The 15,794-nt window shown below is 53.0% G+C and carries 15 protein-coding genes; 10 read left to right on the top strand and 5 right to left on the bottom strand.

From position 1 onward, the window contains the following. From ACTHSL_RS10635 to ACTHSL_RS10615, 5 genes are all read left to right on the top strand, one after another. The coding region (locus ACTHSL_RS10635; RefSeq protein ID WP_440381383.1) for a 2-oxo acid dehydrogenase subunit E2 at nucleotides 1-1,022 on the top strand (1,022 nt) is incomplete at its 5' end. A gap of 92 nt (nucleotides 1,023-1,114) precedes the next feature. Next, nucleotides 1,115-1,372: a SemiSWEET family transporter gene (locus ACTHSL_RS10630; protein WP_007342752.1), complete on the top strand. Its 258-nt coding sequence runs from the start codon at nucleotides 1,115-1,117 to the stop codon at nucleotides 1,370-1,372. A 54-nt stretch (nucleotides 1,373-1,426) separates the two neighbouring features. Then, entirely contained in the window at nucleotides 1,427-3,217 is a 1,791-nt protein-coding gene (gene lpdA / locus ACTHSL_RS10625; protein WP_440381382.1) for a dihydrolipoyl dehydrogenase, read from the top strand. Between the two features lie 116 nt (nucleotides 3,218-3,333). Beyond that, nucleotides 3,334-4,965: a CTP synthase gene (locus ACTHSL_RS10620; RefSeq protein WP_440381381.1), complete on the top strand. Its 1,632-nt coding sequence runs from the start codon at nucleotides 3,334-3,336 to the stop codon at nucleotides 4,963-4,965. 395 nt (nucleotides 4,966-5,360) lie between these two features. Then, nucleotides 5,361-7,409, top strand: a complete 2,049-nt coding sequence (locus ACTHSL_RS10615) for a TonB-dependent receptor domain-containing protein (RefSeq protein ID WP_440381380.1) — start codon at nucleotides 5,361-5,363, stop codon at nucleotides 7,407-7,409. Between the two features lie 156 nt (nucleotides 7,410-7,565). Here ACTHSL_RS10615 and ACTHSL_RS10610 read toward each other — a convergent pair whose 3' ends face one another. Then, nucleotides 7,566-8,204 carry a UPF0149 family protein gene (locus tag ACTHSL_RS10610; protein WP_440381379.1) on the bottom strand — a complete coding sequence of 213 codons (639 nt, stop codon included), beginning with the start codon at nucleotides 8,202-8,204 and terminating at the stop codon, nucleotides 7,566-7,568. A 140-nt stretch (nucleotides 8,205-8,344) separates the two neighbouring features. Between ACTHSL_RS10610 and ACTHSL_RS10605 the strand changes: the two genes are divergently transcribed. Both ACTHSL_RS10605 and nudB read left to right on the top strand, forming a co-directional pair. Then, on the top strand, nucleotides 8,345-9,763 hold the full coding sequence (locus ACTHSL_RS10605) for a mechanosensitive ion channel family protein (protein WP_440381384.1): 1,419 nt from the start codon (nucleotides 8,345-8,347) through the stop codon (nucleotides 9,761-9,763). Next, on the top strand, nucleotides 9,753-10,202 hold the full coding sequence (gene nudB / locus ACTHSL_RS10600) for a dihydroneopterin triphosphate diphosphatase (RefSeq protein ID WP_440381378.1): 450 nt from the start codon (nucleotides 9,753-9,755) through the stop codon (nucleotides 10,200-10,202). The genes ACTHSL_RS10605 and nudB overlap by 11 nt, the downstream gene beginning before the upstream one ends. 157 nt (nucleotides 10,203-10,359) lie before the next feature. Here the strand turns inward: nudB and ACTHSL_RS10595 are convergent, their stop codons facing one another. The 4 genes from ACTHSL_RS10595 to nrdG form a co-directional block, all read right to left on the bottom strand. Then, the gene (locus ACTHSL_RS10595; RefSeq protein ID WP_440381377.1) at nucleotides 10,360-10,842 is read right to left on the bottom strand and encodes a DUF3465 domain-containing protein; all 483 of its coding nucleotides are present in this window, start codon (nucleotides 10,840-10,842) and stop codon (nucleotides 10,360-10,362) included. Between the two features lie 11 nt (nucleotides 10,843-10,853). Further along, the gene (locus ACTHSL_RS10590; RefSeq protein WP_440381376.1) at nucleotides 10,854-11,624 is read right to left on the bottom strand and encodes a DeoR/GlpR family DNA-binding transcription regulator; all 771 of its coding nucleotides are present in this window, start codon (nucleotides 11,622-11,624) and stop codon (nucleotides 10,854-10,856) included. A gap of 297 nt (nucleotides 11,625-11,921) precedes the next feature. Continuing rightward, the gene (gene nrdD, locus ACTHSL_RS10585; protein WP_440381375.1) at nucleotides 11,922-13,703 is read right to left on the bottom strand and encodes an anaerobic ribonucleoside-triphosphate reductase; all 1,782 of its coding nucleotides are present in this window, start codon (nucleotides 13,701-13,703) and stop codon (nucleotides 11,922-11,924) included. A 34-nt stretch (nucleotides 13,704-13,737) separates the two neighbouring features. Then, complete coding sequence (gene nrdG / locus ACTHSL_RS10580; RefSeq protein WP_440381374.1) at nucleotides 13,738-14,274, bottom strand: anaerobic ribonucleoside-triphosphate reductase activating protein; 537 nt, start codon at nucleotides 14,272-14,274, stop codon at nucleotides 13,738-13,740. 228 nt (nucleotides 14,275-14,502) lie between these two features. Here nrdG and ACTHSL_RS10575 point away from each other — a divergent pair, with 228 nt between their 5' ends. The 3 genes from ACTHSL_RS10575 (at nucleotide 14,503) to ACTHSL_RS10565 (ending at nucleotide 15,642) form a co-directional block, all read left to right on the top strand. Then, on the top strand, nucleotides 14,503-14,703 hold the full coding sequence (locus tag ACTHSL_RS10575) for a hypothetical protein (RefSeq protein WP_049250504.1): 201 nt from the start codon (nucleotides 14,503-14,505) through the stop codon (nucleotides 14,701-14,703). A 99-nt stretch (nucleotides 14,704-14,802) separates the two neighbouring features. Continuing rightward, nucleotides 14,803-15,120, top strand: a complete 318-nt coding sequence (locus ACTHSL_RS10570; RefSeq protein ID WP_239482498.1) for a YbjQ family protein — start codon at nucleotides 14,803-14,805, stop codon at nucleotides 15,118-15,120. A gap of 9 nt (nucleotides 15,121-15,129) precedes the next feature. Continuing rightward, nucleotides 15,130-15,642 (top strand): YbjQ family protein, encoded by a 513-nt coding sequence (locus ACTHSL_RS10565; RefSeq protein ID WP_440381373.1) that lies wholly within the window; start codon nucleotides 15,130-15,132, stop codon nucleotides 15,640-15,642. Nucleotides 15,643-15,794 lie beyond the last annotated feature (152 nt).

Here is a 15,794-nt window from a genome sequence, read left to right as displayed (position 1 = left end):
CGGCCGCATCCGTTGCCGCCTCTGCCGTTTCCGCGCCCGCGCCTGCCGCCGCCCCCGTGGCAGCGTTCGGCAGCACGCCGGTGAACGAAGCGGCATTTGCCAAAGCCCATGCCGGCCCGTCTGCCCGCAAACTGGCGCGCGAATTGGGTGTGGATTTGGGCTTGGTAAAAGGCACAGGCCTGAAAGGCCGCATTGTCGGCGACGACATCAAAGCCTTCGTCAAAGCCGCATTGCAGGGCGGTGCGGGCAAGGGTGCGCCTGCGGCAGCAGGCGCGTCTTTGGGCGGCGGTTTGGATTTGTTGCCGTGGCCGAAGGTGGACTTTGCCAAATTCGGCGAAGTGGAAGTGAAAGAGTTGAGCCGAATCAAGAAAATTTCCGGCCAAAACCTGTCGCGCAACTGGGTGATGATTCCGCACGTTACCGTAAACGAAGAAGCGGACATGACCGATTTGGAAGAATTCCGCAAACAGTTGAACAAGGAATGGGAACGCGAAGGCGTGAAACTGTCGCCGCTGGCCTTTATCATCAAGGCTTCCGTCAGCGCGCTGAAACAATTCCCCGAATTCAATTCGTCTTTGGACGGCGATAACCTGGTGTTGAAAAAATACTTCCACATCGGTTTTGCCGCCGACACGCCGAACGGCTTGGTCGTACCGGTCATTAAAGACGTGGACAAAAAAGGCCTGAAGGAAATCAGCCAAGAATTGACCGAGTTGAGCAAAAAAGCCCGCGAAGGCAAACTCAAACCGCAGGAAATGCAGGGCGCGTGCTTTACCATTTCCAGCCTGGGCGGCATCGGCGGTACCGGCTTTACGCCGATTGTGAACGCGCCCGAAGTGGCCATTTTGGGCGTGTGCAAATCGCAAATCAAACCGGTTTGGAACGGCAAAGAGTTCGCGCCGCGCCTGATGTGCCCGCTGTCGCTGTCGTTCGACCACCGCGTCATCGACGGCGCGGCCGGTATGCGCTTCACCGTGTTCCTGGCCAATCTGCTGAAAGATTTCCGCCGCATCACGCTGTAAGTGTTTCGGACGGTTCTTGATGTAAAAGGCCGTCTGAAAACGCGAATCCGGCGGTTTCAGACGGCCTTCCCCCTTTTAAAACTGGAATATCAATGAACGAAAAACAAATCCGCATCCTGTCTGTTGTCGCCACCATCACCGCCGTGTGTATGTATGTGGCCTATATCCCGCAAATTCAGGCCAACCTGGCCGGACATAAAGGCTCGCCATGGCAGCCCTTGGCTGCGGCGATAAACTGTACGTTGTGGGTAGCTTACGGATTATTCAAAAAACCGCGCGACCTGCCGGTGGCCATCGCCAACGCGCCAGGCATTGTGTTGGGATTATTTGCCTTCATAACCAGTTTTTAATATCGAATTCGGCAGGCCGTCTGAAAACACCGGCCTGCCCGCGAAAGGTTTGAAATGAGTTTGATCGAATTAAAAGTACCCGACATCGGCGGCCACGAAAACGTGGACATCATCGCCGTGGAAATCAAAGCGGGCGATACCGTTGCCGTGGAAGACACGCTGATTACATTGGAAACCGACAAAGCCACCATGGACGTTCCTGCCGAAGCCGCAGGCGTGGTGAAAGAAGTGAAAGTGAAAGTGGGCGACAAAATTTCCGAAGGCGGCGTGATTGCCGTTATCGAAGCCGCCAGTGCGTCTGCCGCTGCCGAAGCGCCCGCCCCTGCCCAAGAAGCCCCCAAAGCCGCCGCGCCCGCACCGCAGGCTGCACAATTTGCCGGTTCTGCCGATGCCGAATACGACGTGGTGGTATTGGGCGGCGGCCCCGGCGGCTATTCCGCTGCCTTCGCCGCAGCCGACGAAGGTTTGAAAACCGCCATCATCGAGCAATACAGCACCTTGGGTGGCGTGTGCCTGAACGTGGGCTGTATCCCGTCCAAAGCGCTGCTGCACAACGCCGCCGTGATTGACGAAGTGAAACACTTGGTGAAAAACGGCATCAAGTTCGGCGAACCCGAAATCAATGTGGACGAACTGCGCGGCTACAAAGAAAAAGTCATCGCCAAACTCACCGGCGGCCTAGCAGGCATGGCCAAAGCCCGCAAAGTGGACATCATCCAAGGTAACGGCCAATTCGTGGGCGCGAACCACATTGAAGTGTCGCTCACCGAATCCGCACAATACGAGCAAGCCAAAGAAACCGGCGCGAAAAAAACCGTCGCCTTTAAAAACTGTATCATCGCCGTGGGCAGCCGCGTGGTGAAACTGCCCTTCATTCCTGAAGACCCACGCATTGTGGACAGCACCGGCGCACTGGAACTGCGCCAAAACGGCGGCAAACTGCCGGAAAAAATGCTGGTCATCGGCGGCGGCATCATCGGCCTAGAAATGGGTACCGTGTACAGCACACTGGGCGCACGCTTGGACGTAGTGGAAATGATGGACGGCCTGATGCAGGGCGCCGACCGCGACTTGGTGAAAGTGTGGGAGAAAATGAATGCCCACCGCTTCGACAACATCATGACCAACACCAAAACCGTGGCCGTGGAAGCCAAAGCAGACGGCATCTACGTGACTTTTGAAGGCGAAAAAGCGCCGAAAGAACCGCAACGCTACGACTTGGTGCTGGTGGCTGCCGGCCGCGCGCCGAACGGCAAACTCTGCTCTGCCGAAAAAGCCGGCGTGGCCGTTACTGAACGCGGCTTCATCGAAGTAGACAAACAAATGCGCACCAATGTGCCGCACATCTACGCCATCGGCGACGTGGTCGGCCAGCCCATGCTGGCGCACAAAGCCGTGCACGAAGGCCATGTGGCTGCCGAAAACTGTGCCGGCCACAAAGCCTACTTCGACGCACGTGTGATTCCGGGCGTGGCCTACACCGACCCCGAAGTGGCTTGGGTGGGCGTTACCGAAGAAATCGCCAAACGCGACGGCATCAAAATCACCAAAGCCGTGTTCCCGTGGGCTGCCAGCGGCCGCGCCATTGCCAACGGCCGCGACGAAGGTTTCACCAAGCTGATTTTCGACGCTGAAAGCGGCCTGATTATCGGCGGCGGTATTGTCGGCACACACGCGGGCGACATGATTGGCGAAATCTGCTTGGCGATTGAGATGGGCTGCGATGCGGAAGATATCGGCAAAACCATCCACCCGCACCCGACCTTAGGCGAAAGCATCGGCATGGCGGCGGAAGTGGCCAACGGTACTTGCACAGATTTGCCGCCGCAAAAGAAAAAGAAATAATGTAGTGTAAAAAACAAGGCCGTCTGAATGCCCTACCCGGTTTTCAGACGGCCTTCCGTATTGCGGCAGGCTATCGGATTGGTTAAAATCACGCATTCCAACACTGGTACAGCATCATGACAAAATTTATTTTCGTAACCGGCGGCGTCGTATCTTCACTCGGAAAAGGTATCGCCGCCGCTTCTATTGCCACTATCCTCGAATCGCGCGGTCTGAACGTGACCATGCTCAAGCTCGACCCTTATATCAACGTTGACCCCGGCACGATGAGCCCGTTCCAGCACGGCGAAGTGTTCGTTACCGACGATGGCGCGGAAACCGACCTCGACTTGGGACACTACGAACGTTTCATCAATGCCACCATGACCCGCCGCAACAGCTTCAGTACGGGGCAGGTGTACGAAAACGTTATCGCCAAAGAACGCCGCGGCGACTATCTCGGCGGTACGGTTCAAGTCATTCCGCACATTACCGACGAAATCAAACGACGCATCCATGAAGGCGCGGCGGGTTACGATGTGGCTATCGTCGAAATCGGCGGTACGGTCGGCGACATCGAATCGCTGCCGTTTTTGGAAGCCATCCGTCAGATGCGCAGCCAGTTGGGACGGAACAACACCTTGTTTGCGCACTTGAGCTACGTTCCCTACATCGCCGCTGCCGGCGAAATCAAAACCAAGCCGACCCAGCATACCGTTAAAGAAATGTTGAGCATCGGTTTGCAGCCCGACATCCTAATTTGCCGCATGGACAGGGAAATGCCGGCGGACGAACGCCGCAAAATCGCCCTGTTCTGCAACGTGGAAGAGCGCGCGATTGTAGGCAGCTACGACGTGGACAGCATCTACGAATGCCCCGAAATGCTGCACGACCAAGGCATCGACAACATCATTACCGAGCAGTTGCAGCTTAACGTGCAACAGGCGGATTTGACCGCGTGGAAAAAAATCGTCCATGCCATCAAAAATCCGAAACACACCGTCAAAATCGCCATGGTCGGCAAATACGTCGATTTGACCGAATCCTACAAATCGCTGATCGAAGCGTTAAGGCACGCAGGCATACACACACAAACCGACGTGAAAATCGACTATATCGACAGTGAAAGCATAGAAAAAGACGGTATAGGCCATCTGAAAGAATTCGATGCCATATTGGTTCCCGGCGGTTTCGGCGTGCGCGGCGTGGAAGGAAAAATCGCATCTGCCCGCTATGCGCGTGAAAACAACATTCCCTATCTCGGCATTTGTCTGGGCATGCAGATTGCCCTCATCGAATACGCACGCGATGTGGCAGGCATGAAAAATGCCAACTCCACCGAGTTCGACATCAAAACCGAATCCCCGGTCGTCGCCCTGATTGACGAATGGCAAACCGCCGACGGCAGCGTCGAAACCCGCGACGAATCCGCCGATTTGGGCGGCACCATGCGTTTGGGTGCGCAAGAAGTTGAATTGAAAGCGGGCAGCCTCGCCGCCAAAATCTACGGCAGCGAACTGATTCGCGAGCGCCACCGCCACCGCTACGAAGTCAATAACAACTATGTTCCCGCGCTTGAAAAAGCGGGCTTGGTCATCGGCGGCGTATCTGCCGGACGCGAACGCTTGGTTGAAACCATCGAGCTGCCGAACCATCCTTGGTTCTTCGCCTGCCAGTTCCACCCCGAGTTCACCTCCAACCCGCGTAAAGGCCATCCTTTGTTTACTGCCTTTATCAAAGCCGCACTGGCTAACCGTAAGAATCAATAGCAACACTCCTCAAACTCCAGGCCGTCTGAAAATTCAGACGGCCTTATTTTTCATCAGCGTTTCCACGTATGTGTTTGATGAGTGTAAGCAGAGCATAACAGCTTGCTTCCAACGATAAGGATAAAGGCATTTGCAAAAATTTCATTATTTAAAACAGATGCTTCCCCTCAATCAACTACATTCCTCCCCCTCCTTGCCTTTATGATAAAGCTCTTTTTTACCGTTTTAGCAGCCTACTTATATTTATTCAACATTCGTATTCAGCCTGGATGAGGCATTATTATTATTCACACAAAAATACAATAAATAACAAATATCATTTATAATAAATGGGCATAAAAAAATTATGCAATTTTTTTAACTTTTATTTGCAACCCATCTGAGGAATCATCACAATGTCTATGAAAATTGCCTTCCCCTCCCAATTCTCCCTCAGCCTTATAACTTTGGCATTAAGCAGTAGTTTCGCCCATGCAAACAATGTCGAATCCACAACGGAAACGCATGATGCATTACCCAGCGTGACCGTCAAAGGCTCTGATTTATCTACTCACCGTATCCGCACACAAAAATTGGACGAAACCACGGCTACCGACATGAAAGACGTTTTATTCAACGAACCGTCAGTCAGTTTCGGCGGGGGAAACGGTACTTCACAATGGATGACCATCCGAGGCATGGGGCAGGATCAGATTGACGTTAAAGTAGATAATACATATTCGGATACCCAATTGTTCCACCATAACGGCAGATTCTTGTTTGACCCGGCATTGGTAAAAGTAATCGGCGTGCAAAAAGGCACCGGCTCGGCGTCGGCAGGCATCGGGGCAACCAGCGGGGCAATCGTGGCGGAGACGGTAGATGCCAAAGATTTGCTGCGTGAGGGGCAAAATATCGGTTTCAAACTGAATGCCGGGGTTTCAAGCAACAAAGGACACAGTCAAGGATTCTCGGTTTACGGACAAGCCGGCGGTTTCGATGCCTTGTTTGCCGCCAATTGGACCAATAAACGGGACTATAAGCCGGGCAAAGGCTATAAAGGCCTGGATGGCAGCGAAACCGTGCACAACAGCGCACTCGGACAGCGGGGCTTGTTAGGAAAAATCAGTTATAACTTTAATGAAAATCACCGTTTGATTTTGAGCCACCGGCAGGAAAAAACCTACGGTACACGGGCTTTACGTGAAGAATTTGATTTTTCCCAATCATGCAAAACGCGCGGTCGGAACGGCCCCATCATCTACCGTCCGGATGGAACCTGCGAACCCAATACGGACAACAATGCCCCCCGCTACCGCACGCTGACCCAAAACACCACCAATCTTGAATACCGTGGTGCCGATATGGGATTCATCAGTAACGCCAGAGCCAACCTTTATTTGCAGAATGTAACGCGCGACGAAGCATCGGGACAACAATACGAATTAGATGCGAAAATCCGCACAACAGGGGCAAACGTCAATCTGGACAGCCGCCTGTTCGACAAACATACTTTGAAATACGGCCTTAACTGGCGGCATCAAAAAGCCATTCCGAAAGAGTTGGGAAACGGGGTGAGCAACGAGAAAAAAACCGATACCGGACTTTATTTGGAAGGCATTTGGGATATAGAGCCCGTAACGCTGACTACCGGCTTGCGCTATGACCATTTCGGCGTCACTTTTTCAGACGGCCGTAAGATCACCGGCAGTAATATCAATCCCAGTATCGGTGCGATTTACGACATCACACCTGAATTATCCGTCAATGCCAGTTTGAACTATGCCACCCGAAGCCCGCGCCTGAGCGAAGTGACCCTGTCGGGGGGAGATGTCCGCCATGCTGTCGATAACCTGAAAGCCGAAAAATCCCGTAATGCGGAAATCGGCATCAAATATAATCTGAATCAGGCTTTGTCTGTCAATGCCTCATATTTCAACCAGGAAATCAAAGATATTCAGGCTGTCCGCAACGGTATCTACTATAACGGCGGCACATTGAAAAATAGCGGTTACGAAGCAAGTACGGCTTACAGCATGTCCGGTTTGACGGCGCGGGTCGGTGTCGCATATAACAAACCGAAATTGGATGGCGCAAGCCTCGACTCTATCGTAACGGCCATTCCAATGGGCAGGACTTGGACTGCCGGCCTTTCCTATCGGTTTGACAACCCGAATCTCGAACTTGGCTGGCGCGGACGCTACGTGCAACGTTCAAGTTATGCCACCAACACTGACCAACGCGGATCCGGCGGCAGCAATGTCAACCGCCCGGGTTACGGCGTAAACGATATTTACGCCAACTGGAAACCGACGGGCAAAGATGATTTGAACATCAACTTATCCGTCAATAACGTCGGCAACAAACTCTATAAACCGCACAGCCAACGGAGCAGCTCGATTAACGGTTCTTCCCTGCCGGAAACCGGCCGAGATTTCCGCTTGGGCGTAAATTACCGTTTCTAAGAACGTATTCCAGATACTGTAAAAGAAACAGGCCGTCTGAAAACAACAAACTGCACCTTGAAGCCGGAGTTATCCCAGGCCGAAAGGTGCAGTTTTTTATCAACAAAATATGGCGGCATAGCCAGGTTGGCCGCTGCTTTAAGAATCCATTTCTATTTACTTACCGCAGCAAGCCTTGTATTTTTTACCGCTCTCGCAAGGGCAAGGGTCGTTGCGGCCGATTTTTTCACCTTCTCGGCGGATGGTTTGCGGTTTGTTGATGACTGCCTGCCAATAGGCAAAAATATCGCGTACGGCGTAAGGGACTTCATTTTGCAATCCGTTGATTTCCTGCCGGCTCAGATTGGACAAAATATCGTCCTCATCATAAATGCCGCCCAAGGCCATAATCGGGTAAAACAGATCTTCAAATTCTTCATCGGCACTTTCGGCAAACCAATCTGTCGGCGTATTGTCCAACGCATAAAGATAGGCGTTGCACCAGGAAAAATAGTCCGGTTCGCCGTTTTCATCTTCATACAACGGCAATTCCGGGAGCTGTTTGTCTTTCAAATTCCTCTTTAATTCCTCCGCCCACTGTAAAACGGTTTCTTTGATGCGTTCGCGTTGCGCCATATCGATGGTGGCATCACCGATTACGGCATCAATGACGGCATCGGCATCGTCCGCTATTTCATCGGGGCCGGATACAAAGGCCGTCAGATAGGCGTGAATTTCGTCGCAGCGCATCGCGCTGCCGTCTTCGGCATAAGCACCGAGGATTTGTTCAATGATTTCGATTGGTTGCAGAGACATATTGATTTCCATGTTTGGACAAGCGGCGCATTATTTCACAAATCGGTATTCGGGCACAATTTGCCTTATAATCTGCCCCTGTCCGTTTTTTCACACCGAAAATGATAATGTTTCCGCACACACCCCCCATCCTTCCCAAAATGGCCGCCCTTTCCGAGCATTGGGCTGATTTTTTCAGTCAGCTGTTCGCCCCTTCCGAATTCACCTCCGCCCTGCTGGAACGCAGTTTCCGACAAACTTCCGGCTGGGTCGAGGCGGGCATCGTTGTTGCCCTGACCGTGGCCATGTGGTGGCTGTCTGAGTGGCTGTTGAAACGCTACACATGGAAAACGCCCGCCTACCTCAGTTTGCTCAAGCACATCGGCAAACGGATTCTTTGGCCTGTGCTGATGTGGTTTTCCGCCATTATTGCGTTGTCGGCATGGAACTTCACCGGTTTCTCCTCCGTATGGCTCCGCCTGCTGCTGCTGGCCGCCAACTGGATGATTGCGATTCGGATTACTTTGGCCGTATTTCATGCCGCCTTGCCCGCAAAGCCGTGGAGCGACCGCTTGGAACGTACTTTGTCGGCGGTATTGTGGGTATTTTTCCTACTGTGGATTTCAGGTATCGACGACATCATCATCAACTGGATGAAATCTTTAACCTTCTCCGTCGGCTCGTCAAAGCTCAGTTTGTGGAGCATCAGCACGGGTATTTTGTGGATAGGCATCATCCTGATTTTCGCCATGTGGCTGGCAAGATTCGTGCAAAACCAGCTGATGGCGAATACCCGGCTCGATTTGAGTTTGCGCATTATGCTGTCGAACATCGTGCGCGTCGTGCTGGTTGTTTTATCGGTGTTAATCGCCCTGCCGCTGGTGGGAATCGATTTGACCGTATTGTCGGTATTCGGCGGCGCGCTCGGTGTCGGTATCGGTTTCGGCCTGCAGAAAGTCGCCAGCAACTACATATCGGGCTTTTTGATTTTGGGCGACCGCTCCATCCGCCCGGGCGACCGGTTGACGGTCAATAACTTCACAGGCTATGTCACCAAAATCACTTCCCGCTTCGTCGTTCTCCGCAGTCCTGCGGGAACCGAGGCACTGATTCCGAACGAAACCTTCATCACCAATATGGTGATCAACGAATCCTATACCGCCAAAGCCCTGCATCAAAACCTCAACATCCAGGTTTCTTACGATTCGGACATTGCGCGCGCGATGGAGATTATGATTGAAGCGGCTTCGCGCCAGGAGCGTATCGATACGGGCGACAATCCGCCGAAAGCCTATTTAATCGGCTTCGGTTCGGACGGCATCGATTTGCGGCTGGGCTTTTGGGTGAAAGATCCCGAAAACGGTTTTCTCGGCCTTTTCTCTGCCATCCTGCTCGAAATCTGGCAGCGTTTTAACGAAGAAGGCATCTCCTTCCCCTTCCCGCAGCGCGAAGTACGGATTCTGAACGAAGCCCCGATACTGCCCGATCAGGCAAAACTTTCCGCCGCAGCAAAACAGGCTGCCGCCGATACCCGTTCGCACGAGCCCATGGCAGAGGAAGGCGGACAAGATGCCGTCTGAAAAGAAGAAAACGCCGAAACGGCCTGTTTCGGTATTGGTGGTTTTGCATGACGGCTGCGGCTGTGCCCTGCTGCTCGAGCGTGCCGACCGGCCCGGCTTCTGGCAATCGGTTACCGGCAGTTTGGAAGCGGGCGAAACGCCGGCTCAGGCCGCCTTGCGCGAAGTGGCGGAAGAAACCGGTATCCGCCTCCTGCCCGACGATTTACACGATTGGCACTACAGCACGGTTTACGAAATCTACCCGCACTGGCGGCATCGCTATGCCGACGGTGTAACGCATAACACGGAACATCTTTTTTCCGCCCGCATCCCGCGCGAAAGCCCGCTGGCATTGTCGGAACATACGGCATACCGCTGGCTGCCGGCGGCGGAGGCGGCAGAACAGGCATTCTCACCATCCAACCGCGAAGCCCTGCTGCGCTTTGCAGAGGCCGTCTGAAAGCGGACAGCCGCCATAAAAGGTTTACTTGTTCGGCTGTATTTCTCCGCCTTGCCGGTTTTAAGCTTCATCGGTCATATGAAAGGCCGTCTGAAAAACCACCGCCCTTGATTACGGTTTTTCAGACGGCCTTCCCGTATATCCGCCGTTGGGGCAATTAACGGTAAACCTCTCCTTCATGCTTCAACCAACCGTCGGGGTGCTTACCCTGAGGGTCGCGGTGGGTCCAATGGATGACTCCGCCCTGCCCGCTCCATTCGTATTCGCCGTAAAAAGCAACCTCGTCGCCTTTTTTCAGCCCTCTGATTTTGGGAGCCAAGTCGATATTGTGTGCAACCAAAACAGTCTGCCCGCTGTTTAAGCGCAGAATAAACCTCTGATGCCGCGAACCTTTATTGTCGTCCGGCAAAACCTTTGCCACCACGCCCCGTCCTTCGATTTGGAAATCGCTTTCGCGCCTTTCGAAGGCCGTCTGAAGGCGGCTGTCGCTGCCGGAGGATGAAGCTTGGATGGAAGATGCGGGCTGTGTCGGGGAGGCAGGTGGATTAAACGGTGCTTGCCCGCCTTGTCCGTCGAAAAAGTACAAGGCAACGGCCGCTGCGGCGATCAGTAAAACCGGCAATAGTTTTTTTTCTTTCATTTCAGACGGCCTCATCTTTCTGCGGAATAAAAGGGAATACCGCCGTCCTGCAATTGTTTTTCCACGGCGGCAGGCAGCGGCTGGTCGGAAAACACCTTGTCAAACTCGGTGATGGCGGCCACGCGCACCAAGGCGGTACGGCCGGTTTGATTGTGTTCGACGGAGAGATAACGTGTCCGCGCGTTCTGCATCATGGCCTGCATCACACTGACTTCTTTAAAATCAAAATCTAGTAGCGAGCCGTCGGCTTCGATGGACGACGAGCCCAGAATGGCATAATCGGCTTTAAACTGGTTGATGAAATCCACCGTCGCCACGCCCGTAATGCCGCCGTCCACCGGCCGGACCACGCCCGATGTGATGATGACGGTGTAGTCGCTGCGGCCGGATGCCAAGGCGGCCACATGGATGTTGTTGGTGATGATGCGCAAATTGCGGTGATTTTTAATCAAAGCCGCCGCCACGGCCTCTATGGTTGCACCAATGCTCATAAACAGGCTGGAGCCGTCGGGAATTTCTGCCGCAATCAAATCGGCGATATGGGCTTTTTCATTCTGCTGCCGTTTTTTTTGTAGCAGGTAGGTGTCGTTCAGCGCGGCATCACCCAAAGTCGCCCCGCCGTGATAGCGTTGCAGCAGGCCGTCTGCACACAATTCGCCGATGTCGCGGCGTATGGTTTGCGGCGTAACATCCAATTCGGAGGCTAAAGCCTCTACCGGCATAAAACTGCGCTCCCGCACCAAACGGATGATTTTTTCATGGCGTTGGCGTTTGTGTCTCATATATTTTACCCTGCTGGCAATGGAAAACCGCGCCGGATACAATCCGACGGTAAAAAGGTCGGATGATAACAGCACTGCCAATCAGGAAGATAAGATTTTTTCAAACCGCCCTACCCGCTCCCTTTCTCACACCGGATATTGTTGGAATTTTGCAGAATGCCGTATTCCGTTCCCCTGCCGCTCCGAATCGTGCGGATAGGGCTTCTTGCCGCTGTTTTCGATAAACTTTGAGGCTGCCCGAGTCATCCCGGACAGCCCCGTCCCTAACTTTTTGCAACTGCTTTTAACGTTCAGCCATCAAGCCGCTTTACGATGGTAATGCCGTAGCGCGTGTTCTTTACGACGACCGCTACTGAAGGCGGATACGCGCTTCAGGTAGCCGATAACGCGGGTGCCGTAGTCGATGTCGTGCGAACCGCAAGCGGAACAGGAGTGCAGGGTGCGTTTGTCGATGTGGCCGCATTCGTTGCAGATGGTGATGCGCACGTTCACGCAGAAGTAGTTGCAGCCGGTTTGCGCGGCAATGTCCAAGAGCGAGCGGTAGCCGGATTCGGGCAGGGCTTCGTCGAGGTTCAGGTGCAGCGCGGAGCCGCCGTCGAGCCAGTCCACCAGTTCTTTGCCGTGCAGCAGGAATTTGTCGAGCGCGTTGATTTCTTCGTCTTCGACGACGTAGAAATAGGAGTTGTAGCATTCGCGGCTGACTTTGTAACCGTCGGCTTTATCCCATTTGGCGTTTTTCACACCGAGGTTTTCGGCGGGAACGAACTCGGTGTTGAACTTCACGCCGTAGTGCTTGCTGGCGGCTTGGTTGGCTTCGAATATGGTTTTCAGACGACCTTGGACGAAGTTGATGTAATCGTCGTTGTAGCCGACTTTGATGCCTTGCGATTCGGCGGCTTCCGCCATGCCGTTGATGCCGATGGTGAGGAACTGTTTGTCCAATGTGATGAAGCCTGCATCGTAAACGGGCAGCATTCCGGCGGCTTGGTATTCTTCCATCAGTTTGCGGTAGGCGTATTGGTATTTGTGGATTTTGGCGACTTCGGCGGCAAGGTCGCGCCCGTCTTGTTCCAGTCGGTTCATATTGATGGTGATGACGTTGATGGAACCGGTCGCCACACCGCCCGCGCCGAGTGTGTAGCTGAAGGTGCGGTCTTCAATGGCGTTGCGCAGGCGGCAGCAGGAAGCCAACGAGTCGGGGTTGTCGGAAAGATAGACGAAGAAGGAATTGCCTTCCGCCAACTCTTTCGCCATTTCATCGGCAAACACGGTGTCTTTGCATTTGCCGCCGTCGGTCAGCATCGCCGCGGTCACAACGGGGAAAGTCAAAACGGCTTTGGTGCGTTCCTGATTGAACCATTTGAGGAAGAAGTTTTGCAGCTTCGCTACGCTCGCCCACACCGGTTTGCTGAAATCGGGGAAGACGAAATCGCCGAACATCGCGTCAAAATAGTATTGATCGTAAACGGAAATATTCCAAAACACGCTCTGATAACCGCGCGCGGCGGCAGGCTGGTTGATGCTGTACACCACCTGCTGCATATGGTTGGCAATTTCTTTGCCGTGGGTTTCCAAATAATCGTCGCCATAGTCTTTGCGGGCGAAATAGTCGAAATAAGTTAGAAACTCCACCGTCGCCACCGCGCCGGCAAACTGCGCGCTGATGGCAAACACAAGATTGATAAACGAGCCGCAAAACGAAGCCAAATGTTGCGGCGCCTTAGATTCGCCGCCGAGTTTGCTTAAGCCGTCGAGAAGGAAGGGATACAGCGTAACCGACACACAATAAGGCTTGAGGCTGGTTTCGTCGTGCACATAAATCTCATGTGCCTCAATCTGGCGGATGTATTCGTCGGCAACGGATTGGTCGAAAATTTCGGCAATTTTGCGCGACACTTGGGCGCGGTTAATCTGCACGAAAAAGTCTTTCATGATTTCCGCTTCCATCGTGGCGATGTTTTTCTGGGTAACGTTGGCATTGGCGTCCATTTTCGAGCCGTCCGCCGCGTTTTGCGCACTGATGTAGTCGTGCATGAATTGCAGTTTGCCGTTTAACTGTTCGGGATGCAGCCGAATCATGTTAAGTCCTCCTGTGTGGGTTGGATAAAAAGCCTCAGGCCGTCTGAAAAGCGGCTGCCTGCGGCTGAGTCGTAATCGGGATGATTTTGGGCGCGGGTTTGCCTTTGATAAACAAGCGGTTCAACACCTCACCCGTACGCAAATCAATAAATTTCTGATTGGTGGTCGGGCTGTCCAAGCCGCCCAGCTCCATCTGCCAGCGGCCGGTTTTCAGATACGTCAGATAAGGCAGGATGCCGTCTGAAACCGCCTCCAGCTCCTCACGCTCCAAACCGGTGTACAAACAGGCTTTCAAACCCGCCTGCGTCACGATACCCAACATTTTCTGCAAGGCTTCCGGCTGCCATTCCCCGCCCATAAACAACACGCAGCTAATCAGCCCGCGATAGCGTTTCAGACGGCCTTTCAAATAATCCTCGGTCAATTCCGTGCCGATACCTTCTTTCCACGCATCGGCACTGTGGCAGCCCTTGCAGCGCAGCGGGCAGCCGGAAAACAGAAACGCCAGCGATACTTCGCCCGGCACTTCCTGCCAGACAATTTGCTCGATTGTGAATTTCAACATCTTCATCACTAAAATACTAGATATAGTATTTTTTATACATTCTTAATACCATATCTAGTATTCTATCGGCAGGTTTTGCTTATTGCAATCATACTAATTGTAAAATTTAATATTCGCTTATTTTTATTGGAATATTTGTCAAAAACTATTTTCATAAGTTTCGGTAACAATTTGGAATAGTCGGAAAAACAGGTTTATGATGGGAACCCATTCATCAGATACGGGAATAGAATGATGGAATCGAAAAAACAAGAGGCTGCCCGGACAATAGGCCGTCTGAAAAACAAAACAACCGACCAAGAACGTTTGCAGGGCTGGCGGGAAGCCTGTGGCAAGCAGCATTTGAGCGGGGAATTTGCCCTCAGCACCAAACTCAACGGAGAAGCCTATACGGAAGAAGAAGCAAGGATGGTGGCCGAATTGTTTGGACGCTAACGGAAATGATATGATGGGCAGCCGTTATCCAAAACGGAACCACCGCAGGTTTCTGCAACGGCAGTCCGTTTGAAATACGAACATAATGAAAAGGAAAATATGATGTTACTGAGCAATATTGAAACCGTTCCCGGCCGCAACGTCGTCCGCCATTTGGGATTGGTCCAGGGTTCGACCGTACGCGCCAAACACGTCGGCCGCGATTTTATGGCGGGCTTGAAAAACTTGGTTGGCGGGGAATTAAAGGGTTACACTGAGCTTTTAAACGAAGCACGTGATGAGGCGATTGCCCGTATGATTGAACAGGCGCGTCAGGCCGGGGCCAATGCCGTGGTAAATGTGCGCTTTTCCACCGCATCCGTAGCGGCAGGAGCTGCCGAAATTTTTGCTTACGGTACGGCTGTGGTTTTAGAATAGGAGGCTGCGATGTCGAATGACAACGAAGGGTTCTCCATCATCCTGTTGCTGATGTACCTGTGGCCGGTTTGGCTGCTGATTATCACCTATTTCACCGGCCGCCATATTGAGCGGAAGCATTATGCCGATATAGAAGCGCGGGAAGCTGCGCTGCGGCATATCATGGTGATTGCCGTTAAAAAACCGCCGCAGGATTTCAGCGGCGGGGAATTGGTTTATGCGGGAGTTGTGGTTTCCAGCGATTATTTCCGCCGTATGCTGGCAGCGTTCCGCAATTTCTTCGGCGGCAATATCCGCAGCTACGAAACCTTGCTCGACCGTGCACGGCGCGAAGCCGTACTGCGCCTAAAAGAACAGGCCGCAGCGAAAGGGGCAAATGCCGTGTTGAACTTCAAATTGGAAACGGCCTCTTTAGGCAATATCCACCAGCCGCAGCAAGGCGGTGCAGTCGGTACGGTTGAAGTTTTGGCCTACGGCACGGCAGGACGGCTGTCTCAGCCGGCTCAAACTCCGCATCAATGATATAGGCAATAAAAGACCCTTTGATTCAGATTTGAAGTGCAACACCCGGGCATTAGCGGTTGGAACAGATTCAAGAATAAAACACTTGGCGTTTCGTAGCCAAGTGTTTTTCTCGGCCGGTGGTTCAACTCATCTTGAACCCTGCGTATCTC

Origin of the sequence: Neisseria sp. P0008.S010 (genome assembly GCF_051962715.1) — a bacterium.
GTDB classification, from domain to species: Bacteria; Pseudomonadota; Gammaproteobacteria; order Burkholderiales; family Neisseriaceae; genus Neisseria; species Neisseria elongata.
This window is presented reverse-complemented; position numbering and strand designations above follow the sequence as displayed.